The following is a 25,483-nucleotide window of genomic DNA, read 5'->3' as shown; positions in this document are numbered from 1 at the left end:
GGTCAATGTGGGAGCGGGCTTGCTCGCGAAAGCGGTGTGTCAGTCAACGAATGCTTATCTGATCCACCGCTTTCGCGAGCAAGCCCGCTCCCACATTTGACCGTATTTACAATTCGGAAAAGTGGTTTGTTAGGTCTCATCGGAGTCTGGCAATGGCATTACGCGAAGCATGCTTGTGGGAACAACTCACTCCTGGCCGGCCGGATCGTGCCGCGCTCAAGGGCGAGGTAAAAGTGGATGTGTGCGTGATCGGCGCCGGCATCACCGGTTTGTCGGCAGCCATTCACTTGCTGGAACAAGGAAAAAGTGTCGCCGTACTCGAGGCCCATCGCACCGGCCACGGTGGTTCGGGGCGCAACGTAGGGCTGGTCAATGCAGGGATGTGGATTCCCCCGGACGAGATCGAAGCCGGTTTTGGTACCGCGGTGGGCAGCCAGCTCAACCGCATGCTCGGCGCGGCACCGTCCCTGGTGTTCAGCCTGATCGACAAATACAACATCGACTGCCAACTGCGTCGCGAGGGCACCTTGCACATGGCGCACAACGCCCGTGGCGAGGCGGATTTGCGCAGTCGTGAAGAACAGTGGAAGCGTCGTGGCGCACCGGTGGAGCTGTTGACCGGCGCTGCATGCGAACAAGCCACCGGTACCAAAAAGATCGCCGCCGCCTTGCTCGACCGGCGGGCCGGCACCTTGAACCCGATGGCCTACACCAGTGGTTTGGCCAATGCCGCCGTCGGGCTCGGCGGGCAGTTGTTCGATCACTCCCCAGTCACCCAACTGGAACGCCAGGGCCAGCACTGGTCTGTGCAGACTGCCCAAGGCTCGGTGCAGGCCGAACAGGTGGTGATCGCTTCGAACGCCTACACCGAAGGCGAGTGGACCGAGCTGCGCCGCAACTTTTTCCCCGGTTATTACTATCAGGTGGCATCGGCCCCTCTGACCGACGACGCCGCCCAACAAATCCTGCCCGGCGGGCAAGGCTCCTGGGACACTCGCCAGGTACTCAGCAGCATCCGCCGCGACGCCGAAGGCCGCCTGCTGCTCGGCAGCCTGGGCAACGGCAACCAGAAACCCGCGTGGTTCCTCAAGGCCTGGGCCGATCGGGTGCAACAGCACTACTTCCCGTACCTCAAACCGGTGCAGTGGGAGTGCACCTGGACCGGCTGCATCGCGTTCACCCCGGACCACTTGATGCGCTTGTTCGAGCCGGCGCCCGGGCTGGTGGCGGTCACCGGTTACAACGGGCGCGGGGTGACGACCGGCAGTGTCGTGGGCAAAGCCTTCGCGGATTATCTGTGTCACCAGGATCCACAGGCACTGCCGATCCCCTTTGCGCCGATGCAGCCGTTGGCCGGTGTGGGCCTGCGCAGCTGTTTGTACGAGGCGGGATTCTCGCTGTATCACGCGGGCCAATGCCTGCGGATCGTGATCTGATCAACGAAATACCCCTCAGAAGCCTGCATTTTCTTAGCCGGCTACTAATCTGTATTGGTGCGAGTCGTAGCAGTAACGCACTGTAAATGTGCACTTCCGTTACGCACGCTGTTACATGTTTAAGGGTGGCCGTTTAGTGGCCGGGTTGCAGTGCTTGATTGGTCGGGTTGCACTTTATGGGTCCAATGGTTGCACCTGGTTGAGATAGACGGTTGCACGTCCAATCAAAAGGCGCCCAAAAACCTGCAATAACAATGACACCGTGTCTTTTTGAATAATAAAAACGTAATGGCACGACGCTTGCTCTGGGCTTTCTCCGAAAGTTTTTGAAGTGAAGCTGCAGTGCCAATTCAACAAAAACCTCGGAGCACCACTCATGTCCCAGACGTTTTACAAGAAAGGTTTTCTAGCCCTCGCCGTTGCTGCGGCGCTGGGTGTTTCTGCGTTTGCTCAAGCTGATGTGAAGATTGGCGTAGCGGGGCCGATGACCGGCGCCAACGCGGCATTTGGTGAGCAGTACATGAAAGGTGCCCAGGCGGCAGCCGATGTCATCAACAAGGCCGGCGGCATCAACGGCGAGCAGATCAAGCTGGTGGCCGGCGATGACGCCTGCGAACCCAAGCAGGCCGTGGCCGTGGCCAACCGCCTGGTTGACCAGGACAAAGTGATTGGCGTGGTCGGGCACTTCTGCTCGTCGAACACTATCCCAGCCTCCGAGGTGTATGCCGATGCGGGCGTGATCATGATCACCCCGGGCTCCACCAACCCGCAGGTTACCGAGCGTGGCCTGTCGGCCGTGTTCCGCATGTGTGGTCGTGACGATCAGCAAGGCATCGTGGCCGGCGACTACATCGTCGACGTGCTCAAGGGCAAGAAAGTTGCCGTTATCAACGACAAGGACACCTACGGCAAAGGCCTGGCCGACGCCACTGCGGCGCAGTTGACCAAGCGCGGTGTGAAGCCGGTGCTGGAAGAAGGCCTGACCCGTGGCGAGAAAGATTTCAGCGCCTTGGTCACCAAGATCCGCTCCACCGGTGCTGACGTCGTGTACTTCGGCGGCCTGCACCCGGAAGCCGGCCCACTGGTTCGGCAGATTCGTGAAGCCGGCCTGAAAGACGTCAAGTTCATGTCCGATGACGGCGTGGTGACCGACGAACTGGTGGCCACCGCCGGTGGTGCACAGTATGTGGATGGCGTGTACATGACCTTCGGCGCCGACCCACGCCTGCTGCCAGACAGCAAGACCGTGGTGGAAGAGTTCCGCAAAAATGGCACCGAGCCTGAAGGCTACACCCTGTACGCCTACGCCTCGATCCAGGCCCTGGCCGCCGGTTTCAATGGCGCCAAGTCCGACAAGGGCGAAGACGCAGCCAAATGGCTGAAATCCCACCCGGTCAAAACCGTCATGGGCGAGAAGAACTGGGACGCCAAGGGCGACCTGAAAATCTCCGACTATGTGGTTTACCAGTGGGACAAGGACGGCAAGTATCACCAGCTGGAAAAGCAGAAGTAATAGTTAGCGCGATGGGTCAGACGCCACTTGACCCTGTGGGAACCGGGCTTTTGTGGGAGCTGGCTTGCCTGCGATAGCGTCACCTCGGGTTGACTGACATTCCGAGGTGTCGCTATCGCGGGCAAGCCCGGCGCCCACACACGCCAGCTCCCACACGGGGACTTGGTTGCCAGCCCCTTTTGTGTCTGTCTTTTCCTCCTAGAAGATCCGCACACCCACAGGTGTGCAGGCTCTCACTGCGTGAGATTGCGTTATGGATGGTATTTTCCTGCAGCAACTGGTCAATGGGCTGACCCTCGGGTCTGTCTATGGCTTGATCGCCATCGGCTACACAATGGTCTATGGCATCATTGGCATGATCAACTTCGCCCATGGCGAGGTTTATATGATTTCCGCTTACCTCGCGGCGATCAGTCTGGCACTGCTGGCTTACTTCGGCATCGAATCCTTCCCGCTGCTCATCCTTGGCACCCTGATCTTCACCGTCGTCGTCACCGGCGTCTACGGCTGGGTCATCGAGCGTGTCGCCTACAAACCGCTGCGCAACTCCACCCGACTGGCACCGCTGATCAGCGCCATCGGTATTTCGCTGATCCTGCAGAACTACGCGCAGATCGCCCAGGGCGCCAAGCAACAAGGCATCCCGACGCTGCTGGCCGGCGCCTGGAGAGTCGATATCGGCACCGGCTTCGTGCAGTTGACCTACACCAAGGTGTTCATCCTGGTGGCCGCGTTTGTCGGCATGGGCCTGCTGACCTACATCATCAAGTACACCAAGCTCGGCCGCATGTGCCGCGCAACCCAGCAAGACCGCAAGATGGCGTCGATCCTTGGCATCAACACCGACCGGGTCATCTCCTACGTATTCGTGATTGGTGCCGCCATGGCCGCCTTGGCCGGTGTGCTGATCACCCTGAACTACGGCACGTTCGACTTCTACGCCGGCTTCATCATCGGCATCAAGGCATTTACCGCGGCGGTACTCGGCGGCATCGGTTCCCTGCCTGGGGCCATGCTCGGTGGGATCATCCTGGGTATTTCCGAGTCGCTGTTCTCGGGGCTGATCAACTCTGACTACAAAGACGTGTTCAGTTTCTCCCTGCTGGTGGTGATCCTGATTTTCCGTCCCCAGGGCCTGCTCGGTCGCCCACTCGTGGCGAAGGTATAACTATGTCTGCTGCCTACTCTATCGATATCAAGAAAAGTGTCGTCGATGCGGTACTCGCCGGGCTGATTTCGCTGATCGTGTTCGGTCCGATCGTCGGCGTGGTCCTCGACGGCTACAGCTTCAACCTGCAACCGGCGCGTGTCGGCATCCTGGTGGCCATCGTGATGGTTGGCCGGTTCGCCATGAGCCTGTTCCTGCAAACCCCAAGGGGCCTGCGGATTCTGCAAGGGTTTGAAAGCACCGGCTCCGGTGTGCATGTACTCAAGCCGGACTACAAGTCGCGCCTGCGCTGGATCATCCCGGCGTTGATCGTGATTGCCATCGTGTTCCCGTTCTTTGCCAACAAATACCTGCTGACCGTGGTGATCCTCGGGTTGATCTACGTGTTGCTGGGCCTTGGCCTGAACATCGTGGTCGGCCTGGCCGGGCTGCTCGACCTGGGTTACGTGGCGTTCTACGCCATCGGCGCCTATGGCCTGGCGCTGGGTTACCAGTACCTCGGCCTGGGCTTCTGGTCGGTGCTGCCGCTGGCGGCGATTTGTGCGGCGCTGGCGGGGTGCATACTCGGGTTTCCGGTGCTGCGAATGCACGGCGATTACCTGGCGATCGTGACCCTGGGCTTCGGTGAAATCATCCGCCTGGTGCTGAATAACTGGCTGTCGTTTACCGGTGGCCCGAACGGCATGCCGGTGCCGTCGCCAACGTTTTTCGGCCTGGAGTTCGTGCGCAAGGCGAAGGATGGCGGGGTGCCGTTCCACGAGTTCTTCGGCATCGACTACAACCCCAACATCAAATTCCTGTTCATCTACATCGTGCTGTTCCTGGTGGTGCTGCTGGTGCTGTACATCAAGCACCGCCTGACCCGCATGCCGGTGGGCCGCGCGTGGGAAGCCTTGCGCGAAGACGAAATCGCCTGCCGTTCCATGGGCCTCAACCACGTGCTGGTGAAGCTCTCGGCGTTCACCATCGGCGCGTCCACTGCCGGTCTGGCCGGGGTGTTTTTCGCCAGCTACCAGGGCTTCGTCAACCCGTCGTCGTTCACCTTCTTCGAGTCGGCGCTGATCCTCGCCATCGTCGTATTGGGCGGCATGGGCTCGACCGTCGGCGTGGTGATTGCCGCGTTCGTGCTGACGGTGGCGCCGGAGCTGCTGCGCAGCTTCTCCGAGTACCGCGTGCTGCTCTTCGGCGTGTTGATGGTGGTGATGATGATCTGGCGACCACGAGGCCTGATTCGTATCAGCCGTACCGGTGTTGTCCCGCGTAAAGGAGTGGCGCCATGAGCAAGGAAGTCGTTCTTTCCGTGGAACACCTGATGATGCACTTTGGTGGCATCAAGGCCTTGAGCGACGTAAGTCTCAAGGTCAAGCGCAACTCGATCTTCGCCCTGATCGGTCCCAACGGTGCCGGCAAGACCACCGTGTTCAACTGCCTGACCGGTTTCTACAAAGCCTCCGGCGGCAAGATCGAACTCAATGTGCGCGGCAAGCAGACCAACGTGATCCAACTGCTGGGCGAGCGCTTCAAGGCCACCGACTTTGTCTCGCCGAAAAGCTTCGTCAGCCGGGTGTTCTACAAGATGTTCGGCGGCACTCACCTGGTGAACCGGGCGGGTTTGGCGCGCACCTTCCAGAACATTCGCCTGTTCAAGGAAATGTCGGTGGTGGAGAACCTGCTGGTGGCCCAGCACATGTGGGTCAACCGCAACATGCTCGCGGGCATCCTCAATACCAAGGGCTACCGCAAGGCTGAAAGCGACGCCCTCGACCATGCGTTCTACTGGCTGGAAGTGGTGGACCTGGTGGACTGCGCCAACCGCCTGGCCGGCGAGCTGTCCTACGGCCAGCAGCGCCGCCTGGAAATCGCCCGTGCCATGTGCACCCGGCCGCAGATTATTTGCCTCGACGAACCGGCCGCCGGCCTCAACCCCCAGGAAACCGAAGCCCTCAGCGCGATGATTCGCCTGCTGCGGGACGAGCACGACCTGACGGTGGTGCTGATCGAACACGACATGGGCATGGTGATGAGTATTTCCGACCACATCGTGGTGCTGGACCACGGCAACGTGATTGCCGAGGGCGGGCCGGAAGCGATCCGCAATGATCCGAAGGTGATCGCGGCTTATCTGGGCGCTGACGAAGAGGAACTGGTATGAGTGAGCCAATCCTCGAACTGAAAGACCTGGACGTGTTCTACGGCCCGATCCAGGCCCTGAAGAAAGTTTCGCTGCACATCAACGAAGGCGAAACCGTGAGCCTGATCGGCTCCAACGGCGCGGGTAAATCCACGCTGCTGATGTCGATCTTTGGCCAGCCACGGGCCGAGTCCGGGCAGATCATCTACCGCGGCGTCGACATTACCCACAAGTCGTCCCACTACATCGCCTCCAACGGCATTGCGCAGTCGCCGGAAGGGCGGCGGGTGTTCCCCGACATGACCGTCGAGGAAAACCTGCTGATGGGCACCATCCCGATTGGCGACAAGTTCGCCACCGAAGACATGCAGCGCATGTTCGAGCTGTTCCCGCGGCTCAAGGAGCGGCGCAACCAGCGGGCGATGACCATGTCCGGTGGTGAACAGCAGATGCTTGCCATCGCCCGCGCACTGATGAGCCGGCCCAAGCTGTTGCTGCTGGACGAGCCGAGCCTGGGGCTGGCGCCGATCGTGGTGAAGCAGATCTTTTCCACGCTGCGGGAGCTGGCGTCTACCGGCATGACCATCTTCCTGGTGGAGCAGAACGCCAACCATGCGTTGCGCTTGTCGGACCGGGCGTACGTGATGGTCAACGGCGAGATTCGCCTTACCGGCACCGGCAAGGAGCTGCTGGTGAATGAGGAGGTGCGTAACGCCTACCTCGGCGGGCACTGATGTAACTCTGATCGTTCCCACGCTCCGCGTGGGAACGCCTCTTGTGACGCTCTGCGCCACGCTTTGGGACGCGGAGCGTCCCGGCCTGCATTCCCACGCAGAGCGTGGGAACGATCAGCGTGGGAACGATCATCCACAGTGCTTTCCTGAAATTGTGGACAACAAATCCGGGCACCTGCCAAAGCGCGACATATAGCCGCCGCAAATCCCTGTTTTGTCACAGTTTTGACTTGTCCCCAAGCACTGTGGAACCGGCTGTGGGTAACGTGGGAGTAGCTGGCTGGAGGCCTTTGTTTTCGAGGCTTGCAGCGTGGTGGTTGTTTATTGATCAGTGAGTTTTTCGTGACCACCCGAGGGGTTTGTCAACCTGTTTAAAGACACAGGTATATGACCGAAATATGTCACTCCGGCCTGTGGATAAGTCTGTGACTAAACTCTGGAAAGAGTGCCGCAGAGGCCGGAATGACTGGCCTGGAGCCATCGTCCTGGTTGCACCGTTTTGAACCGGGCTACATACGGGCTGCGCAAGGTCAAGCAAAAAACTTTTTGAATCGCGCTGAAAGCCTTGTGTAGCGCGGCTTTCAGCTTTTGTACTTGCCCCCAAAGACTGTGGACGGGGCTGTGGATAAGGTGCGCGCACATGGCTGCACGCCATGGCCTGTATGGCTTTCGGGCGATTGGTTGAATTTCGTACAGCATGAGCGGCATTCACCTGTGTCCACAGCGTGTATCAGTTGCCGCGAGCCCGGCAGCCGGGCATTCTGCTGGCTGATTTTTTACCTCGTAGCCCCGCAAGGAGAACACCATGTCCAATACGCTGTTTATTACTGGCGCGACCTCCGGTTTTGGCGAAGCCTGTGCCCGCCGTTTTGCCGAAGCCGGCTGGAAACTGGTGCTCACCGGCCGCCGCGCAGAGCGCTTGAACGCCCTGTGCGCCGAGCTTTCCAAGCAGACCGAAGTGCTCGGCCTGGTGGTGGACGTGCGTGACCGCAAGGCCATGGAAGAGGCAATCGCCAACCTGCCGCCGTCCTTTGCCACGCTGCGCGGGCTGATCAACAACGCCGGCCTGGCGGTGGGCACCGACCCTGCGCCGAAGTGCAGCCTCGACGATTGGGAAACCATGGTCGACACCAACATCAAGGGCCTGCTGACCACCACCAGCCTGCTGTTGCCGCGCTTGATCGCCCACGGCCGTGGCGCCGGCATCATCAACCTCGGTTCCATTGCCGGCAGCTACCCGTACCCGGGCAGCCACGTGTATGGCGGCACCAAGGCCTTCGTCAAACAGTTCTCGCTGAACCTGCGTTGCGACCTGCAGGGCACCGGCGTGCGCGTGACCAACATCGAGCCGGGCCTGTGTGAGAGTGAGTTCTCGCTGGTGCGCTTTGCCGGTGACCAGGCGCGTTATGACGCGACTTATGCCGGTGCCGAGCCGATCCAGCCGCAGGACATTGCGGATACGATCTTCTGGGTGCTTAACACCCCGGCACACGTGAACATCAACCGCCTGGAGCTGATGCCAGTGAGCCAGACCTGGGCCGGGTTTGCGATTGAGCGTGGCGCCAAGGCCTAAGTTCGTCGAGCTGTTGTGGCGAGGGAGCTTGCTCCCTCGCCACAGGGTTTTTGTCAGCCTGGAAAATGCGGCAAATCGGCCAAAACAGGACATAAGGTACACTCCACCCCTGAAAACCCCGCCGCGCTGTGCGGTTCAAAGGTTTTGACAGGAGGATATGTGAGTAACCGAGGTGAGCAGTCGCTGCTCAAACAATCGACCATCCTGATGTTCGCCGTGGCGATCGCCGGGATTGTCACGGGGGTGGTGTCGGGCGCCCAATCGATTTTATTCGACGGCTTTTTCTCGCTGATCGCCACCGCCATCAAGGTGCTGATGCTGATCACGGCCAAGCTGATCGCCAAGAAAAGCAACGAACGTTTCCAGTTCGGCTACTGGCACCTGGAACCCATGGTGCTGCTGATCGAGGGCAGTTTCCTGCTGTTGATCGCCATCTACGCGTTTCTCAACGGCGTGTTCGGCATTATCAATGGCGGGCGCGATATCGAGTTGGGTCTGGTGATCATCTATGCGGCGGTGTTTACCGTCGTCGAGTTCGCCTATTTCTTCTACGTGCGTTACCGCAATCGCACGCTCAAGTCGTCGCTGATCCAGTTCGACAACATCAGTTGGTTGGTGGACGCGATGCTGTCGGTGGGGCTGCTGGTGAGCTTCCTGGCGGCGCTGTTGCTCAAGTCCCAGGGCTATGGGCAGTGGGCGGTATATGTGGACCCGTTGATCCTGATCCTGCTGGCGTTGAGCATGCTGGCGCCGGCCTTCAAGATCCTGCGCCCGGCGCTACGCGACGTGTTGGGGATTGTGCCGGACCAGTTGGACGGCAAAGTGCGCGAAGTGATGGAGGCGGCCCAGGCCAGGCATGGTTTCGATGATTACGTGTCCTACGTGCAGAAGCACGGGCGGGCGCGGTTTATCGAGATTCATGTGGTGTTGCCGGCGGATTACCCGGTGGATAACGTCGCCACCCTGGACGGGCTGCGCGAAGAAATATCCACAGGGTTGGGCAAGCCCGACGCGGCCCGCTGGCTGACGATCAGTTTTACCGGGGACCGCAAATGGATTGCGTAAGGCCCAGGTAGCACGTCGCCAAGTGGTAAGGCGTGGTCGACGGCATGTCCCGCCGGCTCACGTGCCCCTTGGCATCCAGGCACTCATTCCAGCCTTTGTCGTGCAGGAAGCGTTGTTGCAGCGCCAGCAATTGGCGTTGCAGCACGGCTTCACTGTCGGGCCGCAAGGTCAGCGCCCGCAGGTATTCGGCCTGGGCCCAGATGCGCTGGGTGCCGTCGCGCACGCTGCCGTCCAGGGCGAGCATGCCGCTGACCGCACCGGTTAGGTTATCCACACCCTTTTGCTCGGCATAGGTGAACGCTTTGTTCAGCGATGTGTGCAACGGTGTGCCCCGCAGCAAATCCGAAGATTCCAGCAGGAAGAACCATTCGAACTGATGCCCCGGTTCAAACCAGTTATCCACAGCACCCAGCGGTTTTTCCATCATCACCCCGTGTTGGCGGTCGATGAAGCGCTTCTGCATGGCGTTGGCCAGGTCCAGCAACGCGTCTTGGGTGACGGCGTCCTCCCGCACGGCCAACGTGGCGAGGAAACCTTCGGCAAGGTGCATCAGCGGGTTTTGCAGAGGGCCAGACTTGAGGGATGACCAGTTACGTTCCAGCACCGCTTCGTACAGGCCGTCGCCGGTGGCGAAGCGTTCGGCGACCACTTCCAAGGCGGCGTCGAGTACCGATTCCACCAGCGATTCACGTACCTTGGCCCAATAGTGGGCGCAGGCGAAGATGATGAAGGCGTGGGTGTAGAGGTCCTTGCGCTTATCCAGCGGCTTGCCGTGGGCGTCGATGCTGTAGAACCAGCCGCCGTGCTCGGCGTCGTGGAAGTGCCGTTGCAGGGAACGGAACAACGCGGCGGCGCGCTCCTCGGCAAAGGCTGCGCCGGGTTCACCGATCAGGCTGGCAAACAGGTACAACTGCCGTGCGCAGGCCATGGCGCGATAGCGTTGCGGGGGCAAAGGCCGATGATCGGCGTCCAGGGCCTCATAGGGCAGCGCCAGGTCGGCATTCCAGCCCGGGCCTTGCCAGAGCGGCACGATCAGGTCGTGGAAGTGCGTCAACACGGCGGTCAATTGAGGCTTGAGGGCGGAGCTTGGAGCGATGGGCATCGGCTGGCGTCGTCACGGCAGGGGTGTTTGCGCGACATGGTATCAGGCTTGGGATCGGTGTTGTCTTTACTGCCGCCTTCGCGAGCAAGCCCGCTCCCACATTCGATCGAGTTCCATTGTTGGAATGCAGTCGACTGTGGGAGCGGGCTTGCTCGCGAAGAGGCCCTCAGGAGCACCGAAAATCAGGCAGCGAGCAACCAAACCCCAGTCGCCGCCGAAGCCGCACCCGCCACCCGCACCAACGGCGCAGCCGCCGCCGGCAGGAAACGCACCACGGCATAACCGGCAGCATGCAAAACCGCCGTCGCACCCACAAACCCTATGGCATACGCCCACGGGCTGGACATGTCCGGCAGCTCCAAACCATGGGCCACGCCATGGAACAGTGCAAACAGCGCCGTCGCCGCCACCGCCACGAACAACGGCGGCCGCACCGCCAGCGCTACCGCCAGGCCCAGCGCCAGCACCGACGCGGCAATCCCGCTTTCCAGCGCCGGCAGTTCCAGCCCTTCAAAGCCCAGCATCCCGCCGATCAGCATGGTGCCGACAAACGTGCACGGCAGCGCCCAGCGCGCCGAGCCTTTTTGTTGAGCGGCCCACAGGCCCACGGCGACCATTGCCAGCAAGTGGTCGATGCCGCCCAGCGGGTGGCTGATACCGGCCACCAGGCCGTTGTCGCCATGGCCGGGGTGGGCGAAGGCGAGGGCGGGAGTGAGCAGCAAGGCTGCGGCAGCGAGAAGTATATTGAGGCGCATGGACAGGCTCCTTGTGGGGGTTGATCAGGCTGCGGTCAGCAAGCCCTGGCGTTCGATGAAGGCGACGATTTCTTCCAGGCCGACGCCGGTTTTCTGATTGCTGAAGACGAAAGGTTTACCGCCGCGCATGCGCTGGGTATCGCTGTTCATCAGCTCCAGGGATGCGCCTACCAGCGGCGCCAGGTCGATCTTGTTGATCACCAGCAGGTCGGATTTGCAGATTCCCGGCCCGCCTTTGCGCGGCAGCTTGTCGCCGGCCGACACATCGATCACGTAGATGGTCAGGTCCGACAGTTCCGGGCTGAAGGTGGCCGACAGGTTGTCGCCGCCGGATTCCACCAGGATCAGGTCCAGGCCGGGAAAGCGACGGTTGAGTTGGTCGACCGCTTCGAGGTTGATCGAGGCGTCTTCGCGAATCGCGGTGTGGGGGCAGCCGCCGGTTTCCACACCGATGATGCGCTCGGGCGCCAGGGCCTGGTTGCGCACCAGGAAGTCGGCGTCTTCGCGGGTGTAGATATCGTTGGTGACCACTGCCAGGTTGTAGCGATCACGCAGGGCCAGGCACAGGGCCAGGGTCAGGGCGGTCTTGCCGGAGCCGACCGGGCCGCCGATGCCGACGCGCAGGGGTTGGGTGTTCATGTGATTCTCCAAGATAAAGTGCCCTAGGAACGGAACAGGCGGCTGTACTGGCGCTCATGGGCCATGCACGCCAGGGACAGGCCAAACGCGGCGCTGCCGTAGTGATTGGGGTCAAGCTGGCTGGCGTCCTGCTGGGCTTGTTGCAGCAGCGGCAGCAGTTCGCTGGTCAGGCGCTGGGCGGCTTGTTGGCCCAGAGGCAGCGTCTTCATCAGCACCGCCAATTGGTTTTCCAGCCAACTCCACAGCCAGGCGGCCAGGGCGTCATCCGGGCTGATCTGCCAGGCGCGGGCGGCCAGGGCCCAGCCCAGGGCCAGGTGCGGTTCGGAGCGCTGTGCCAGGAACTCTCGGGCGGCGTCATCCAGCTCCGGTAAACCGTTCAATAGCTGGTGCAGGGAATAGCCCATCTGCCGGCTTTCCTGATAAAGCTCGCGGGTTTCACGGCTGGCGCGGTGTTCCTCGCACAACTGCGCGAGGCGTGGCCAGTCCTGTTCGGCGGCGGCCTGGCAGTGGGCGAGCAGCAGCGGCGCTTCGAAGCGCGCCAGGTTGAGCAACAGTTGATCGCTGATCCAGCGCCCGGCACTTGCCGGGTCGGTCACGCGGGCTTGCTCCACGGCCATTTCCAGGCCCTGGGAATAGCTGTAGCCACCAATCGGCAGCTGCGGACTGGCCAGACGCAACAGCGCCCAGGCTGGGTTCATAGGCGTACGCCGAACTGGTGCAGCTTGGGCGGGTAGTTGAAGTCTTCGTCGCCATGGCGGGAGTGGTGGTGGCCGCCGCCATAGGCGCCGTGTTCCGGCTGGAAGGGGGCCTCGATGGTCTCGGTCGTCGCGCCCAACTGATCGAGCATGGCCTTGAGTACGTAGTCATCGAGCAGGCGCAGCCAACCGTCACCCACTTGCAGCGCCACGTGGCGGTTGCCCAGGTGATAGGCGGCGCGGGTCAGTTCAAAGGCATTGCCGCAGGTGACGTGCAGCAGTTGTTCAGGCCGGGCGCACACGCGTACGACACGTCCGTCTTCAGCCTGTAGGAATTCGCCATCGTGCAGCGGCGGTTGGCCGCGCTCCAGAAACAGGCCGACGTCTTCTCCGTCGGCACTGAAACAGCGCAGGCGGCTTTTGCTGCGGGCTTCGAAATTCAGCAGCAACTCTGCGGCCCAGACGGGTTGGGGGGCGATTCGGCGGTGGATCACCAGCATCAGAAAGCTTCCAGCTATGAGCGATAAGCAAGCTAGAGCAAGGGTCTTGCCAACCACGCGGGGAGTAGGAATTCCCTGTAGGCAGGCGACTTGTGCCACCTGATGGCGCAGGAAATTATTCCAAAATGTCTCATTTTGGTGCGTGGTTGGATTTATAGCACCGGATCCGGGCGCTCGGCGTTGAATTCCATTGCTTGGTGCATGAAATTTCTTTCATCTTTTATGAGTTTTGATTGCTTGGGACTTTTCCTACGCACTTGCAGGATTTGCCGTGCGTTGCGTTACGCGCTGTTTCATTAGGATTCCGCTCCGTATTTAATCTTCAGCGGTTTCCACCATGTACAAGTCATTTTTCTGTTTACTCATTGTCAGTTTGTCGCTCGCCATTTCATCTGCTTCGGCCAACCTTCAGCGTGCCCCGGCATTCGCGCCGCCACCTACTATCGACAACGTGATCGACCGCGCCCACGAGCTGTTGGGCACGCCCTATAAATTGGGCGGCGCTTCGGTGAAGCAGGGCTTCGATTGCAGCAGCTTCCTGGTGTACCTGTTCAAGACCGAAGCCAACATTCATCTGCCTCGCACCACCTCGGCGATGCACCGCTCAACCGCGGCCACGGTCAAGCGCAATGCGTTGCAACCGGGTGATGCGGTGTTTTTCAGGGGCAATGGGCACGGCCAGGTCAGCCACGTTGGTCTCTATATAGGAGAGGGCAAGTTCATCCACTCGCCGCGCACGGGCAAAAGCGTGCGCATCGACTCACTGGCCAACAGCTATTGGAACCGGAACTACACCACCGCCAAGCGTTTTCACACCGTGCGCTGAGTTATTCGGTGCTGCCCAGGCCTTGCCAATGCTTGAGGCCGATAAAGATGAAACGCAGCTGCTGGGTGATCTTGGCTTGTGGCGTGAGGTGCGCAGGCAGCGCTTCGGCGGGCGGGTCGATAATGTCGGGCAGGGTGGCGAACACGCTCTTGACGATCAGGTCGGCCATCACGTGCAGGCCGTCGGCATCCAGGTGCTGGAGCTTGGGCATCAGGGTCAGGTCGGCGGCGAGGTCGCTGGCGATGTCTTCACGCAGGGCACCAATGGCTTGGCGAACGGCGAGGCTGCCACCGTATTGCTCGCGGGCCAGGAACAGGAATTGCGAACGGTTGGCGGCGACCACATCCAGGAAAATCCGTACCGAGGCATCAATGATGCCGCCCATCACGAATTCGTTGTGGCGCACCAGGCGAATCGTCGCGCGAAAGGTCTGGCCGACTTCGCTGACCAATACCAGGCCCAGCTGATCCATATCGGCAAAGTGACGGTAGAAACCGGTGGGCACGATGCCGGCGGTCTTGGCCACTTCACGCAGGCTGAGGCTGCCGAACCCACGGCCACACTCCATCAGATGGCGGGCTGCGTCCATCAGGGCGAGTCGGGTCTGTTGCTTCTGTTCGGCGCGGGGCAGCATTGGCAGGCGGGCTTTGTGGACAAGGACAGCGACGCACTCTAGCAAATCAGCTTTGCCAGCGTCGAACTTCAAAAGGGAGAAGGGCGTTGCGGTTCACACAAAGTCAAAGCCCGATCGGCTGATCGGGCTTTTTTCCAGGGCCAGCACGGGCTTAGCTCTGTGCTTGATGCAGTTCTGCCAGACGGTCAGCACCGCCTTCCACTACGCCGTCAGCATAAGCGCGTTTGTTGGCGCGGCTCGAACCATCTTCAACCAGGCCTTTCTGTTCCAGACGATCACGACCACCTTCGGCAACAGCGTTGCGTTCCATCAGGCGATCAGCGCCACCTTCAACCAGACCTTTCTGTTCCAGACGGTCACGGCCACCTTCAGCAACGCCTTCGGTGTAAGCACGTTTGTTGGCTTGTTCAGAACCGTTTTCAGTGATGCTGCCGTTGTAGTCGGTGTTGTTCTTGTCCGAAGCGCCGCTGCGAGCCAGGGTTTGGCTGAAGTGGGAAGCGTCGGCTTTCACTTGTGGGGTTGCCTGTTCAGCAGCTGGCAGGGCAAATGCGCTGGTGGCCAGGAGGGAAAGTGCAAAGCTTGCGAGTATTTGGCGTTTCATGATGGGTTGCTCCTTGGGAGGGCGATAAATTGGGTACAGGGCTAATGCTACTCTTGATAAGTCGATATAAAAGTTCATAAACACAATGGTAATAATCAACAGAATTGATTGTTCCCTGCGAAGGCTCTATCTCGCAGGTCTCAAGCCCGCGCTTTTGCACCGAGGTGGGTATTTTCGACACGAACGTGGGTAACAACGGTGCGTCGTTGATGATTGAAACTGTCTGGTTGGTCAGGAAAGGCGGTTTTTATGAGGAATTCATCAATGGGGTTAAACCCCCGCGCCGTTTGTCAGTCGTAGCCATATAAGCTGTAGTCAAAACGCGCGCCGCAAAGCGCCCGCTCAGTCGTAACCTGGAGTCCTGTGCAATGACGCGCACTCGTAAAATTCTCGCCTGGAGCTGCGCCAGCTTCGTTTTGTTAATCGCCATTGTGGTGTTGGTCCTGGTGTTCTTTGACTGGAACCGGATCAAGCCGCCCCTCAACGCCAAGGTCTCCGAAGAGCTGCATCGACCGTTTGCCATCAATGGCAACCTGGCAGTGGTGTGGCAGCGCGAGCCCGATGAGGGCGGCTGGCGCGCCTGGATTCCGTGGCCCCATGTGATTGCCGAAGACCTGACCCTGGGCAATCCCGACTGGTCGAAAGCCCCGCAGATGGTCACCCTCAAGCGCGTGGAGTTGCGTATCTCGCCCCTGGCGTTGCTGGCCCAGCGCGTGGTGATCCCGCGTATCGACCTCACCGAACCGAGTGCGCAGTTGCAGCGCCTGGCCGATGGCCGCGCCAACTGGACCTTCAAGTTCGACCCCAAGGACCCGAATGCCGAACCGTCCAACTGGGTGGTGGACATCGGCGCCATCGGCTTCGACAAAGGCCATGTGACCCTCGACGACCAGACTCTCAAGACCCAGCTCGACGTCGTGATCGACCTGCTCGGCAAGCCGATCCCCTTCGGCGAGATCGTCGGCGATGCCGACGCCAGGAAAGCCCTGGAAAAAGGCTCGGCGCCGCAGGATTACGCGTTCGGCCTCAAGGTCAAGGGCCAATACCACGGCCAGAAACTCGATGGCACCGGCAAGATCGGTGGCCTGCTGGCCTTGCAGGACGCGGCCAAGCCGTTCCCGCTGCAAGCCCAGGCCAGGATCGGCGACACCAGCATCGCGCTGGCCGGCACCCTGACCGACCCGATGAACCTCGGCGCCCTCGACCTGCGCCTCAAACTCTCCGGCAGCAGCCTGGGCAACCTGTACCCGCTGACCGGCGTGACCTTGCCGGATTCGCCGGCCTATTCCACCGACGGCCACCTGATCGCCAAGCTGCATGAGGCCAGTGGCGCGTCGTTCCAGTATGAAAACTTCAACGGCAAGATCGGCAACAGCGACATCCACGGCAACCTCGGCTACGTCGCCAGCCAGCCGCGGCCCAAGCTCACCGGGGCGCTGGTCTCCAACCAGCTGTTGATGACCGACCTGGCGCCGCTGATCGGCGCCGACTCCAACGCCAAGCAAAAAGCCCGTGGCGGCGAAAGCAAGCAGCCGGCGACCAAGGTGCTGCCAGTGGAAGAGTTCCGCACCGAGCGCTGGCGCGACATGGATGCCGACGTCGAATTCACCGGCAAACGCATCGTCCACAGTGCCGAATTGCCGTTCACCGATCTCTACACTCACCTGGTGCTGAACGACGGGCAGTTGAGCCTGGAGCCCCTGCGTTTCGGCGTGGCCGGTGGCAAGCTCGACGCGCAGATTCGTCTCAACGGGCGCACCACGCCGATGGAAGGCCAGGCCAGACTCACCGCGCGCAACTTCAAGCTCAAGCAGTTGTTCCCGACCTTCGAGCCGATGAAAACCAGCTTCGGTGAGCTCAACGGCGACGCGGACATTTCCGGGCGCGGCAACTCCGTCGCGGCATTGCTTGGCACGTCGAATGGCGATCTGAAGATGTTGATCAACGACGGCGCCATCAGCCGCGGACTGATGGAAATCGCCGGGCTCAACGTCGGCAACTACGTGGTCGGCCGCCTGTTTGGCGACAAGGAAGTGAAGATCAACTGTGCGGCCGCAGACTTCGGCATCAAGTCGGGCCTGGCGACGACTCGCCTGTTTGTGTTCGATACCGAGAACGCGATCATCTACATCGATGGCACCGCGAACATGGCCAGCGAGCAGCTTGACCTGACCATTACCCCGGAGTCCAAAGGCTTCCGCCTGTTTTCCCTGCGCTCGCCGTTGTACGTCAACGGGCCGTTTATCAAACCGAATGCTGGCGTGAAGGCGGTGCCGCTGATGCTGCGTGGTGCGGGCATGGTTGCCTTGGGTGTGATTGCCGGCCCGGCGGCGGGCTTGCTGGCGCTGGTGGCACCGAGCGGCGATGAGCCGAACCAGTGTGCGCCGCTGCTGCAACAGATGAAGGAAGGCAAGGCACCGAAGACGGTGAAAGGCTAGCTGACAAAACCGTGAACCAAATGTGGGAGCGGGCTTGCTCGCGAAGGCGGTGGATCAGTCAAGAATGTTCCAACTGACCCACCGCCTTCGCGAGCAAGCCCGCTCCCACATGGGTTTTGCGGTGTTAGCTGTGTTAGTTACAGGTCCTTCAGAATATCCGCCATGTCGTCGGCGTGTTCTTCTTCCTGGGCCAGGATGTCTTCGAAGATCCGGCGAGTGGTCGGGTCTTTGTCACCGATGTACTGGATGATTTCGCGATAGCTGTCTACCGCGATGCGCTCGGCCACCAGGTCTTCGTAGACCATCTCCTTCAGCGTATTGCCGGCCACGTACTGCGCGTGGGAATTCTTCGACAGCAAGTCGGGGTTGAACTCCGGCTCGCCACCCAACTGCACGATACGCTCGGCCAACTTGTCGGCGTGTTCGGCTTCCTGGGTGGCGTGCTCGAGGAACTCCTCGGCGGCGACATGCGCCTTGACGCCATTGGCCATGAAGTAGTGGCGCTTGTAGCGCAGCACGCACACCAGCTCGGTGGCCAGCGATTCGTTGAGCAGACGCAGGATTTCCTGGCGGTCGGCGTCATAACCTTCGGTCACGGCACCGTTTTCGACGTTCTTGCGGGCGCGGTCACGTAAAGTGGCTACGTCAGACAAATGTGAGTCAGTCATCTCATTCTCCTGGTACTAATCCGGTTTTGCGCCACGCTCTGCCGGCGTGATCGCTCCAAGTTGTGAGTCCCAGGCAACGCAAAAAGTTTTATCGGATTTTACAGAGCGTGCCCCGACAGCCGCGCTTCCTCCTGCAACCACTCAAAAAACGCCCGGACCGGCGGGTGCCGTTCCCGTCCCGGTACGCACAGGGCGCTGTAGCCGGCGCCGTTGACGCGGACCTGTGGCCGGTAAGGCACCAGCAACCCGCTGGCGACGCTTTCCGAGACCAGGATATTGCTCGCCAGCACCAGGCCCTGGCCGGCGATGGCCGCTTGCAGGGCGTAGTGTTCTTCGTCGTATTCGCGCAGCGGCGAAGCGGATTGCAACCAATCTTCCCCGGCCTTTTCGCACCATGCCTGCCAGCCCAGGGCGTACAGCCTGGAGTTGTGCCAGCGCACGCTGATCAGGGTCGGGGTGCGCTCGCGCGCCAGGGCGACTTGTTCGGGGGAGCCATACACGGCGAAACATTCGTCGAACAGGCACAAACCGTAGAGGTTCGTGTAGTCGTCGATGCTGTAGCGGATCACCAGGTCGACGCTGGCATCCTGCTGTAAATCGACCACGGCGCAGTTGGTGTCCAGGCGCAGGCTGATATCCGGATGGGCGGCATAGAAGCGCCCGAGTCGCGGCACCAGCCACAGAGCGGCAAACGCCGGCGTAGTGGAGAGCGTGAGATTGCCGGCGCTGCGTTGCGGGCGCAGGGTGTCGACGCTTTGCGCGACGTCCAGCAAGGCGCCGTGCAGGCTGTGGAACAGGCGCTCGCCGCGTTCCGTCAGGCGCACCTGGCGCGGCAGGCGCTCGAACAGCGGTACGCCGAGCCAGGTTTCCAGGGAGCGAATCTGATGGGACACCGCCGTCGGCGTTACCGACAACTCCTGGGCGGCGGCCTTGAAGCTCAACAGGCGCGAGGCCGATTCAAAGGCGCGCAGGGCGGTCAGGGGCAGCGAAGCAAACATGTGTGGCTCCATGGATGAATTCAGTTCATCCAAAACAACTATTGCTCATTTGTGAGGGTGGCCGCTCGGCTCTAGATTTATGCGCAACAGGGGCAGCCATTCAGGTTGCCTGAGTCTAGCGTGTGAAGGCCTACAGATGAAAAAAATGCTTGCGATCCATTCCAGCCCCCGCGGCGAACGTTCCCACTCCCGGCGCCTTGCCGAGGTGTTCCTGGCCGCCTGGCACACCGCCAATCCCGACGCGCAGCTGACCCGCCGCGAAGTGGGCCGGGCGTCTATCCCCCACGTCAGCGAAGCGTTCATTGCCGCCAGCTTCCACCCGGAGCCGCAGGCGATGCCGTTGTCCATGCACGCCGATTTGCAACTGAGCAATGAGCTGGTAGCCGAGCTCGTCGAGCACGAACTGCTGGTGATTTCCGTACCGATGTACAACTTCGGGATTCCCAGCGGCCTCAAGGCCTGGATCGACCAGATCGTGCGCATGGGCCATACCGTGGACATCACCCAGGACAGCCAGGGCATCGCCCAGTACCAGCCGTTATTGTTGGGCAAAAAGGCCTTGATCATCACCAGTCGCGGCGGCAGCGGCTTTGGCCCGGGCGGGGAAAACGAGGCGATGAACCACGCCGATCCGCACCTGCGGACCGCGTTGGGGTTCATCGGCATTGAAGACGTCACGGTGATCGCCGCAGAAGGCGAAGAGTCCGATCCGAGCGTTTTCCGCCGTTCCTGCGATGCAGTCGAGGGGCAACTGCGCGACCTGGCCGGGAGCTTCTGAAGTGTCGTGGCTGTTCCTGCTGATCGCCGCCGGCTTTGAGGTGACCTTCGCCATGGGCATGAAGTACGCCGACGGCTTCACCCGGCTGTGGCCGTCGCTGGTCACCGTCGTCGCGGCCGTGGGCGGGATCTACTTCCTGACCCTGGCCATGCGTGAGTTGCCGGTGAGCGTGGCCTACCCGATCTGGACCGCCATTGGCTCACTGGGCACTGTGTTTCTCGGGTTCGCGTTGCTGGGGGAGAGCCTGACGCTGATCAAGCTGGTGTCGGTGGGCTTGATCGTCGCCGGAGTGGTGGGGCTCAAGTAGCTTCCTGCGCGCTGACATTGCTGCGAACCGGCGTCGTCCAGCGCTCCGACAAAATCACCCCGCCCAGGGTCAGCAAGCCGCCCACCAGGTGATACATCGCCAGCTGCTCTTTCAACACCACTGCGGCAATCAACGCGGTGATCAGCGGCAGCAGGTTGAAAAACAGCGTGGTGCGGCTTGGGCCGAGGGTCTTCACCGAATGCATCCAGGCCAGCGGCGCGAGCATCGAGGCCAGCAGGCAGGCGTACAGCACCAGCGGGATATTCGACCAGCCAAGGCCGGCCTTGTCGGAGAGCAGGAACAGCGGAAACAACACCACCACCGCCACCAGCACCTGCAGGTACAGCAACACCAGTGGCGGCAAGCGCAGCTGCCATTTTTTCAGCAGGGTGCTGTAGACCGCGTAGGCGAGGGTGGCCACCAGCATCATCGCGTCACCCATATTCAGCCCGTGTTGCAGCAGGGCGCTGAGACTACCGGCGGAAACCACCACTACCACGCCGGCAAACGACAGCACGGCACCGGTCAGGGCGCCGAAGGTCAGGCGCTGGCCAAGGCTGATGATTGCGGCGGTGAGAGCCATCAGTGGCATCAGCGAGAGGATAATGCCCATGTTGGTGGCCGAGGTCAGGTTCGCGGCGTAATACGCCAGGCTCTGGTACACCGCCATGCCCAGCACGCCGAGGATGAAGATCTTGCCCAGGTTGGGACGAATCAGCGGCCAGTTGGCGATGACGGGTTTGAGCATGAACGGGGTAAACAGCAGGCCGGCCAGCAGCCAGCGGTAAAAACCGATCTCGGCAGGGAAAATCGTCCCCACCGCGAGTTTGTTGACCACGGTATTGCCGGCCCAGATAAAAATGGCCAGTAACGGATAAGCGTATTGCATCGAAAAGAACCAGTTGCGTCTATGAGCGGTGATTATCCTTTGTCTGGATCGAAGCCTATACTTCGATCCAGCCATCCGACCTTTGTATCCAGACAACATGCTCAAGAAGTACATCAACCTTCCCGATTTTGACCAGTTGCCGGCCCCGGTGTATTTCCGTTATTCGGAATTCGAGGCTGACACCCATGCCAGTGCGCACCAGCATGCCTGGGGTTCCCTGGACTACTCGGCCCGTGGCGTGATGCGCTTTGAAGTGGCCGGCAGTCGCTTTATGTCGCCGCCGCAATATGCGGTATGGATCCCACCCAACACCCAGCACAGTTCCTACAACGCCCAGGCGATCGTCTACCGCTCCGTATATCTGGCGCCCGCCTTGTGCGAGCAATTGCCGGCGCAGCCGTGCACCCTGACCATCAGCGATATCCTCAAGGCGATCCTCAGTGATTTCGCCGAGCGTGATGTCAACATTCCCGAGAACGAAGCCGACGTGCGCCTGGCCCAGGTGCTGGTAGACCAGCTCAGGCAGGCGCCGGTGCACGATTGTTTCCTGCCGTATGCCAGCCATCCCGGGTTGCTCAGTGTGCTGGAGGGCATGCAGGCCGACCCTGGCGATAACCGCGCGCTGGCCCAGTGGGCGCAGCAGGTGCATGTCAGTGAGCGCACCCTGGCGCGGCAATTTGTGCGTGAGCTGGGGATGAGCTTCGGCGAATGGCGCCAACGCCTGCGGTTCCTGGCGTCGATCGAAGCGCTGGACAGCGCGCGCAGCGTCCAGGAAGTTGCGTTTGACCTGGGCTACAGCACGGCCTCGGCGTTTATCGCGATGTTCCAGCGCCAGGCCGGCTGCACGCCGGAGCAGTATCGCCGGACCCATATACGCGGCAGGAAGGTGTAACAGGGTTTGACTACACTGCTGGGGAGGCCGTGCCCCTCGGCACGGTAACAGGGAGAAAACTCCATGAAGATGCTGCGTATTCCGCTGTTGATGATGGGCCTGCTGCTGTGTTCCCAAGGCTTTGCCGCGACTGCCGCACAGACGGCTCAGCAACAAAAAATGACCACCTGCAACGCCGAAGCCAAGACCAGTGGCAAGACCGGTGATGATCGCAAGGCGTTCATGAGCAACTGCCTCAAGGCGGCCCCGGCGGCCAACGACGCCAAGACCCTGACCCCACAGCAACAGAAGATGAAAGATTGCAACGCCACCGCGAAAACCCAGGCGCTGACCGGCGATGCGCGTAAAACCTTTATGAGCACCTGCCTGAAGAAATAATGATGCAGAACTCTGTGGGCGCTGGCTTGCCTAAGATTGCGACCTGGCAGTCGATGCCTTTGTTGGCTGACCCACCGCCATCGCAGGCAAGCCAGCTCCCACATTGGACCGCGTTTAGACTTCTCGCTTGATTCACCCAACGCTGGCAGACTGCCCATCCTTTAACGCCGTTCGTTTTGAGGCTGTATGCCAACGTTTTCTCAGCGTCACGTGTTGTTGTTGGTCAGTTGCGTGCTGATTTTTGGCGGGCTGCTGCTGGTTTTGCCATTGAAGTTGCTGCCGAGCCTGCTGGCCGGGCTGCTGGTGTACGAGCTGGTCAACATGCTCACCCCGCAGTTGCAGCGGTTGATCGAAGGCCGGCGTGCGCGCTGGTTGGCGGTAGCCTTGCTGGGGACCTTGATCGTCAGCATCCTGACCCTGATCTTTGCCGGGGCCATCAGCTTCCTGCTGCACGAAGCGGAAAACCCCGGGGCTTCCCTCGATAAGTTCATGGGCGTGGTCGACCGTGCCCGCGGCCAGTTGCCGCCGTTCCTCGACGCCTACCTGCCGGCCAGCGCCGCCGAGTTCCGCGTGGCCATCGGCGAATGGCTGAGCAAACACCTCAGCGAACTGCAACTGGTGGGCAAAGACGCCGCGCACATGTTCGTGACCTTGTTGATCGGCATGGTGCTGGGGGCGATCATCGCCCTGCAACGGGTGCCGGACCTGACCAAGCGCAAACCCCTGGCGGCCGCGCTGTTTGATCGCCTGCACCTGCTGGTCCAGGCCTTTCGCAACATCGTTTTCGCGCAGATCAAGATCGCCGCGCTGAACACCGCGTTCACCGCGATCTTCCTCGCGGTGGTGCTGCCGCTGTGCGGGATCCACCTGCCGTTGACCAAGACCCTGATCGTGCTGACGTTCCTGCTGGGCCTGCTGCCGGTGATCGGCAACCTGATGTCCAACACCCTGATCACCATCGTGGCCTTGTCGCTGTCGATCTGGGTGGCGGTGGCGGCGTTGGGCTACCTGATCGTGATCCACAAGGTCGAGTACTTCCTCAACGCGCGGATTGTCGGTGGGCAGATCAGTGCCAAGTCGTGGGAATTGTTGTTGGCGATGCTGGTGTTCGAAGCCGCCTTCGGCCTGCCGGGGGTGGTGGCGGGGCCGATTTATTATGCGTACTTGAAGAGTGAGTTGAAGCTGGCGGGGATGGTTTAGGCATTGATGTTGCCTGGACTGGCCCCTTCGCGAGCAAGCCCGCTCCCACATTTGACCGAGTTCCAACTTTGGAATGCAGCCGAATGTGGGAGCGGGCTTGCTCGCGAAGGGCGCGCCACGGTTTCAGCTAAAACTCAGTAGCCGTAGCGCTTGCTGGCCTCAATCGCCAGACCACTGCCAATACTGCCAAAGATGTTCCCTTCCACATGCTGCGCATTCGGCAGCATCGCCGAGATGCTGTGGCGCAGCGCCGGAATCCCGCTGGAACCCCCGGTAAAGAACACCGTGTCCACCTGGGCCACGTCCACCGAGGCGTCGTTGAGCAGTTGCGTCACCGCATTGCGCACCCGCTCCAGCAAGCCATCGATGGCCGACTCGAACAGCGCCCGGCTCAATTCCACGCTCAACCCCGGCTCGACCCGGTCCAGCAACACATGGCGGCTGTCCTGCCGGGTCAACTGGATCTTGGTTTCTTCCACTTCCATCGCCAACCAGTGCCCGGCGCGCTGCTCGATCAGGTTGAACAGGCGGTCGATGCCACCCGTGTCCTCGATGTCGTAGCGCATGCTGCCCAGCGCCAGCTTGGATTTCTGCGAGTACACCGAGTTGATGGTGTGCCAGGTCGCCAGGTTCATGTGATGGCTGGTGGGCATATAGGCGCCGCTCTTCATGCGGCTGCCGTAGCCGAACAGCGGCATCATGCCGGCCAGCGAGAGCTGCTTGTCGAAGTCGGTACCGCCGATGTGCACACCGCCGGTGGCGAGGATGTCGTCGTGGCGGTTGTCGATCTGGCGGCGCTCGGGCGACAGGCGCACCAGGGAGAAGTCGGAGGTACCCCCGCCGATGTCGACAATCAGCACCAGCTCTTCTTTCTCGATGGTGGACTCGTAGTCGAAGGCCGCGGCAATCGGTTCGTACTGGAACGAGATGTCCTTGAAGCCGATCTTGCGGGCCACGTCCACCAGGGTGTTCTCGGCTTCCTGGTCGGCCATCGGGTCGTCGTCGACGAAAAATACCGGACGGCCCAGCACCACTTCTTCGAACTCACGCCCGGCGGTGGTCTCGGCGCGGCTCTTGAGTTGGCCGATAAACAGCGCCAGCAGGTCGGTGAACGGCATGGCCGTGCCCAATACACTGGTGTCGTGCTTGATCAGCTTGGAACCCAGCAGGCTCTTGAGCGAGCGCATCAGCCGGCCTTCGTAGTTTTCCAGGTACTCGTGCAGGGCCAGGCGACCGTACACCGGGCGGCGCTCTTCGAAGTTGAAGAACACCACCGACGGCAGCGTGATCTTGTCGTCCTCCAGCGCGATAAGCGTTTCCATGCCGGGACGAATCCAGCCGACGGTGGAGTTGGACGTGCCGAAGTCGATACCGCAGGCACGGGCTGGGGATGGGTTTTTCATGTCAATCGGGTTCCGGTTGAAAAACGGCCGCGCAGTGTATGCCACCCGCGTGCAGATGCGTAGGCCGACTATCCGCTAAATACAACGCACTTGTTACCTTGAAAGCCCGGTGTTTGCCCCCAAATCCTCCCCATACGGTTGGTGGCTGCAGGATTCTGCC

General features: G+C 61.1%; 26 protein-coding genes. 15 read left to right on the top strand and 11 right to left on the bottom strand.

Going from position 1 to position 25,483, the window contains the following annotated elements:
* Nucleotides 1-152: 152 nt before the first annotated feature.
* The 8 genes from HX839_RS02500 (at nucleotide 153) to HX839_RS02465 (ending at nucleotide 9,620) form a co-directional block, all read left to right on the top strand.
* Nucleotides 153-1,436, top strand: coding sequence for an FAD-binding oxidoreductase (locus tag HX839_RS02500; RefSeq protein ID WP_087692468.1), 1,284 nt, complete (start codon nucleotides 153-155; stop codon nucleotides 1,434-1,436).
* Nucleotides 1,437-1,812: 376 nt separating this feature from the next.
* Nucleotides 1,813-2,949, top strand: coding sequence for a branched-chain amino acid ABC transporter substrate-binding protein (locus tag HX839_RS02495; protein ID WP_003217449.1), 1,137 nt, complete (start codon nucleotides 1,813-1,815; stop codon nucleotides 2,947-2,949).
* A gap of 253 nt (nucleotides 2,950-3,202) precedes the next feature.
* The gene (locus HX839_RS02490) at nucleotides 3,203-4,117 is read left to right on the top strand and encodes a branched-chain amino acid ABC transporter permease (RefSeq protein ID WP_003217447.1); all 915 of its coding nucleotides are present in this window, start codon (nucleotides 3,203-3,205) and stop codon (nucleotides 4,115-4,117) included.
* A gap of 2 nt (nucleotides 4,118-4,119) precedes the next feature.
* Nucleotides 4,120-5,397 carry a high-affinity branched-chain amino acid ABC transporter permease LivM gene (gene livM / locus HX839_RS02485; protein ID WP_003217445.1) on the top strand — a complete coding sequence of 426 codons (1,278 nt, stop codon included), beginning with the start codon at nucleotides 4,120-4,122 and terminating at the stop codon, nucleotides 5,395-5,397.
* The gene (locus HX839_RS02480) at nucleotides 5,394-6,269 is read left to right on the top strand and encodes an ABC transporter ATP-binding protein (protein ID WP_003217442.1); all 876 of its coding nucleotides are present in this window, start codon (nucleotides 5,394-5,396) and stop codon (nucleotides 6,267-6,269) included. Before livM ends, HX839_RS02480 begins: the two co-directional genes overlap by 4 nt.
* Complete coding sequence (locus HX839_RS02475) at nucleotides 6,266-6,982, top strand: ABC transporter ATP-binding protein (RefSeq protein ID WP_003217439.1); 717 nt, start codon at nucleotides 6,266-6,268, stop codon at nucleotides 6,980-6,982. Before HX839_RS02480 ends, HX839_RS02475 begins: the two co-directional genes overlap by 4 nt.
* An 805-nt stretch (nucleotides 6,983-7,787) precedes the next feature.
* Nucleotides 7,788-8,555: an SDR family oxidoreductase gene (locus HX839_RS02470; RefSeq protein ID WP_003217437.1), complete on the top strand. Its 768-nt coding sequence runs from the start codon at nucleotides 7,788-7,790 to the stop codon at nucleotides 8,553-8,555.
* A 159-nt stretch (nucleotides 8,556-8,714) separates the two neighbouring features.
* Nucleotides 8,715-9,620: a cation diffusion facilitator family transporter gene (locus tag HX839_RS02465; RefSeq protein WP_102367988.1), complete on the top strand. Its 906-nt coding sequence runs from the start codon at nucleotides 8,715-8,717 to the stop codon at nucleotides 9,618-9,620.
* Here the strand turns inward: HX839_RS02465 and HX839_RS02460 are convergent.
* The 5 genes from HX839_RS02460 to ureE all read right to left on the bottom strand — a co-directional run bounded on the left by HX839_RS02460 (nucleotide 9,592) and on the right by ureE (nucleotide 13,311).
* On the bottom strand, nucleotides 9,592-10,722 hold the full coding sequence (locus HX839_RS02460) for an AGE family epimerase/isomerase (protein WP_008439078.1): 1,131 nt from the start codon (nucleotides 10,720-10,722) through the stop codon (nucleotides 9,592-9,594). The genes HX839_RS02465 and HX839_RS02460 overlap by 29 nt on opposite strands.
* Nucleotides 10,723-10,904: 182 nt before the next feature.
* A complete protein-coding gene (locus HX839_RS02455) occupies nucleotides 10,905-11,477 on the bottom strand; it encodes a HupE/UreJ family protein (RefSeq protein ID WP_177066694.1) in 573 nt (190 codons plus the stop codon).
* A gap of 24 nt (nucleotides 11,478-11,501) precedes the next feature.
* Nucleotides 11,502-12,116, bottom strand: a complete 615-nt coding sequence (gene ureG, locus HX839_RS02450) for an urease accessory protein UreG (protein WP_003217431.1) — start codon at nucleotides 12,114-12,116, stop codon at nucleotides 11,502-11,504.
* A 23-nt stretch (nucleotides 12,117-12,139) separates the two neighbouring features.
* Complete coding sequence (locus HX839_RS02445) at nucleotides 12,140-12,814, bottom strand: urease accessory protein UreF (protein WP_003217429.1); 675 nt, start codon at nucleotides 12,812-12,814, stop codon at nucleotides 12,140-12,142.
* Nucleotides 12,811-13,311 (bottom strand): urease accessory protein UreE, encoded by a 501-nt coding sequence (gene ureE, locus HX839_RS02440; protein ID WP_008439076.1) that lies wholly within the window; start codon nucleotides 13,309-13,311, stop codon nucleotides 12,811-12,813. The genes HX839_RS02445 and ureE overlap by 4 nt, the downstream gene beginning before the upstream one ends.
* A 337-nt stretch (nucleotides 13,312-13,648) precedes the next feature.
* Here ureE and HX839_RS02435 point away from each other — a divergent pair, with 337 nt between their 5' ends.
* On the top strand, nucleotides 13,649-14,137 hold the full coding sequence (locus tag HX839_RS02435; protein WP_177066693.1) for a C40 family peptidase: 489 nt from the start codon (nucleotides 13,649-13,651) through the stop codon (nucleotides 14,135-14,137).
* 1 nt (nucleotide 14,138) lies between these two features.
* Here the strand turns inward: HX839_RS02435 and HX839_RS02430 are convergent, their stop codons facing one another.
* Together HX839_RS02430 and HX839_RS02425 are read right to left on the bottom strand one after the other, a co-directional pair.
* The gene (locus tag HX839_RS02430) at nucleotides 14,139-14,771 is read right to left on the bottom strand and encodes a TetR family transcriptional regulator (RefSeq protein WP_003217423.1); all 633 of its coding nucleotides are present in this window, start codon (nucleotides 14,769-14,771) and stop codon (nucleotides 14,139-14,141) included.
* 151 nt (nucleotides 14,772-14,922) lie between these two features.
* On the bottom strand, nucleotides 14,923-15,372 hold the full coding sequence (locus HX839_RS02425) for a hypothetical protein (protein WP_003217421.1): 450 nt from the start codon (nucleotides 15,370-15,372) through the stop codon (nucleotides 14,923-14,925).
* A gap of 368 nt (nucleotides 15,373-15,740) precedes the next feature.
* Between HX839_RS02425 and HX839_RS02420 the strand changes: the two genes are divergently transcribed.
* Entirely contained in the window at nucleotides 15,741-17,810 is a 2,070-nt protein-coding gene (locus HX839_RS02420) for an AsmA family protein (RefSeq protein WP_003217419.1), read from the top strand.
* 137 nt (nucleotides 17,811-17,947) lie between these two features.
* Here HX839_RS02420 and HX839_RS02415 read toward each other — a convergent pair whose 3' ends face one another.
* Nucleotides 17,948-18,478, bottom strand: coding sequence for a bacterioferritin (locus HX839_RS02415; protein WP_003217418.1), 531 nt, complete (start codon nucleotides 18,476-18,478; stop codon nucleotides 17,948-17,950).
* Between the two features lie 98 nt (nucleotides 18,479-18,576).
* Entirely contained in the window at nucleotides 18,577-19,488 is a 912-nt protein-coding gene (locus tag HX839_RS02410) for a LysR substrate-binding domain-containing protein (protein ID WP_085984661.1), read from the bottom strand.
* Nucleotides 19,489-19,612: 124 nt separating this feature from the next.
* On the opposite strand from HX839_RS02410, the gene HX839_RS02405 reads away from it, so the two are divergent.
* Both HX839_RS02405 and HX839_RS02400 read left to right on the top strand, forming a co-directional pair.
* Nucleotides 19,613-20,254 carry an FMN-dependent NADH-azoreductase gene (locus tag HX839_RS02405; RefSeq protein WP_087693121.1) on the top strand — a complete coding sequence of 214 codons (642 nt, stop codon included), beginning with the start codon at nucleotides 19,613-19,615 and terminating at the stop codon, nucleotides 20,252-20,254.
* 1 nt (nucleotide 20,255) lies between these two features.
* Entirely contained in the window at nucleotides 20,256-20,561 is a 306-nt protein-coding gene (locus HX839_RS02400) for a multidrug efflux SMR transporter (protein ID WP_003217412.1), read from the top strand.
* On the opposite strand, the gene HX839_RS02395 is transcribed toward HX839_RS02400, so the two are convergent.
* The gene (locus HX839_RS02395) at nucleotides 20,554-21,450 is read right to left on the bottom strand and encodes a DMT family transporter (protein ID WP_087693122.1); all 897 of its coding nucleotides are present in this window, start codon (nucleotides 21,448-21,450) and stop codon (nucleotides 20,554-20,556) included. The genes HX839_RS02400 and HX839_RS02395 overlap by 8 nt on opposite strands.
* Nucleotides 21,451-21,547: 97 nt before the next feature.
* On the opposite strand from HX839_RS02395, the gene HX839_RS02390 reads away from it, so the two are divergent.
* From HX839_RS02390 to HX839_RS02380, 3 genes are all read left to right on the top strand, one after another.
* Nucleotides 21,548-22,342 carry a helix-turn-helix transcriptional regulator gene (locus HX839_RS02390; protein ID WP_003217407.1) on the top strand — a complete coding sequence of 265 codons (795 nt, stop codon included), beginning with the start codon at nucleotides 21,548-21,550 and terminating at the stop codon, nucleotides 22,340-22,342.
* A gap of 63 nt (nucleotides 22,343-22,405) precedes the next feature.
* On the top strand, nucleotides 22,406-22,720 hold the full coding sequence (locus HX839_RS02385; protein WP_003217404.1) for a PsiF family protein: 315 nt from the start codon (nucleotides 22,406-22,408) through the stop codon (nucleotides 22,718-22,720).
* Between the two features lie 186 nt (nucleotides 22,721-22,906).
* Entirely contained in the window at nucleotides 22,907-23,920 is a 1,014-nt protein-coding gene (locus HX839_RS02380; RefSeq protein WP_003217402.1) for an AI-2E family transporter, read from the top strand.
* Between the two features lie 134 nt (nucleotides 23,921-24,054).
* On the opposite strand, the gene HX839_RS02375 is transcribed toward HX839_RS02380, so the two are convergent.
* A complete protein-coding gene (locus tag HX839_RS02375) occupies nucleotides 24,055-25,323 on the bottom strand; it encodes an Hsp70 family protein (RefSeq protein WP_087693124.1) in 1,269 nt (422 codons plus the stop codon).
* Nucleotides 25,324-25,483: the final 160 nt, after the last annotated feature.

It is taken from the genome of Pseudomonas sp. I8001 (assembly GCF_013385345.1).
Taxonomy (GTDB): Bacteria; Pseudomonadota; Gammaproteobacteria; order Pseudomonadales; family Pseudomonadaceae; genus Aquipseudomonas.
Note: the sequence above shows the minus strand (reverse complement) of the source record. Positions and strands in the feature narration are given on the sequence as shown.

Excerpts from the sequence above, each read along its gene's own strand:
- ureE (WP_008439076.1), bottom strand. The coding sequence starts at position 13,311 with ATGCTGGTGATCCACCGCCGAATCGCCCCCCAACCCGTCTGGGCCGCA.
- livM (WP_003217445.1), top strand. The coding sequence starts at position 4,120 with ATGTCTGCTGCCTACTCTATCGATATCAAGAAAAGTGTCGTCGATGCG.
- HX839_RS02380 (WP_003217402.1), top strand. The coding sequence starts at position 22,907 with ATGCCAACGTTTTCTCAGCGTCACGTGTTGTTGTTGGTCAGTTGCGTG.
- HX839_RS02460 (WP_008439078.1), bottom strand. The coding sequence starts at position 10,722 with ATGCCCATCGCTCCAAGCTCCGCCCTCAAGCCTCAATTGACCGCCGTG.
- HX839_RS02395 (WP_087693122.1), bottom strand. The coding sequence starts at position 21,450 with ATGCAATACGCTTATCCGTTACTGGCCATTTTTATCTGGGCCGGCAAT.
- HX839_RS02495 (WP_003217449.1), top strand. The coding sequence starts at position 1,813 with ATGTCCCAGACGTTTTACAAGAAAGGTTTTCTAGCCCTCGCCGTTGCT.
- HX839_RS02375 (WP_087693124.1), bottom strand. The coding sequence starts at position 25,323 with ATGAAAAACCCATCCCCAGCCCGTGCCTGCGGTATCGACTTCGGCACG.
- HX839_RS02390 (WP_003217407.1), top strand. The coding sequence starts at position 21,548 with ATGCTCAAGAAGTACATCAACCTTCCCGATTTTGACCAGTTGCCGGCC.
- ureG (WP_003217431.1), bottom strand. The coding sequence starts at position 12,116 with ATGAACACCCAACCCCTGCGCGTCGGCATCGGCGGCCCGGTCGGCTCC.
- HX839_RS02385 (WP_003217404.1), top strand. The coding sequence starts at position 22,406 with ATGAAGATGCTGCGTATTCCGCTGTTGATGATGGGCCTGCTGCTGTGT.
- HX839_RS02420 (WP_003217419.1), top strand. The coding sequence starts at position 15,741 with ATGACGCGCACTCGTAAAATTCTCGCCTGGAGCTGCGCCAGCTTCGTT.
- HX839_RS02490 (WP_003217447.1), top strand. The coding sequence starts at position 3,203 with ATGGATGGTATTTTCCTGCAGCAACTGGTCAATGGGCTGACCCTCGGG.
- HX839_RS02470 (WP_003217437.1), top strand. The coding sequence starts at position 7,788 with ATGTCCAATACGCTGTTTATTACTGGCGCGACCTCCGGTTTTGGCGAA.
- HX839_RS02480 (WP_003217442.1), top strand. The coding sequence starts at position 5,394 with ATGAGCAAGGAAGTCGTTCTTTCCGTGGAACACCTGATGATGCACTTT.
- HX839_RS02500 (WP_087692468.1), top strand. The coding sequence starts at position 153 with ATGGCATTACGCGAAGCATGCTTGTGGGAACAACTCACTCCTGGCCGG.
- HX839_RS02425 (WP_003217421.1), bottom strand. The coding sequence starts at position 15,372 with ATGAAACGCCAAATACTCGCAAGCTTTGCACTTTCCCTCCTGGCCACC.
- HX839_RS02415 (WP_003217418.1), bottom strand. The coding sequence starts at position 18,478 with ATGACTGACTCACATTTGTCTGACGTAGCCACTTTACGTGACCGCGCC.
- HX839_RS02455 (WP_177066694.1), bottom strand. The coding sequence starts at position 11,477 with ATGCGCCTCAATATACTTCTCGCTGCCGCAGCCTTGCTGCTCACTCCC.
- HX839_RS02430 (WP_003217423.1), bottom strand. The coding sequence starts at position 14,771 with ATGCTGCCCCGCGCCGAACAGAAGCAACAGACCCGACTCGCCCTGATG.
- HX839_RS02405 (WP_087693121.1), top strand. The coding sequence starts at position 19,613 with ATGAAAAAAATGCTTGCGATCCATTCCAGCCCCCGCGGCGAACGTTCC.
- HX839_RS02475 (WP_003217439.1), top strand. The coding sequence starts at position 6,266 with ATGAGTGAGCCAATCCTCGAACTGAAAGACCTGGACGTGTTCTACGGC.
- HX839_RS02410 (WP_085984661.1), bottom strand. The coding sequence starts at position 19,488 with ATGGAGCCACACATGTTTGCTTCGCTGCCCCTGACCGCCCTGCGCGCC.
- HX839_RS02445 (WP_003217429.1), bottom strand. The coding sequence starts at position 12,814 with ATGAACCCAGCCTGGGCGCTGTTGCGTCTGGCCAGTCCGCAGCTGCCG.
- HX839_RS02435 (WP_177066693.1), top strand. The coding sequence starts at position 13,649 with ATGTACAAGTCATTTTTCTGTTTACTCATTGTCAGTTTGTCGCTCGCC.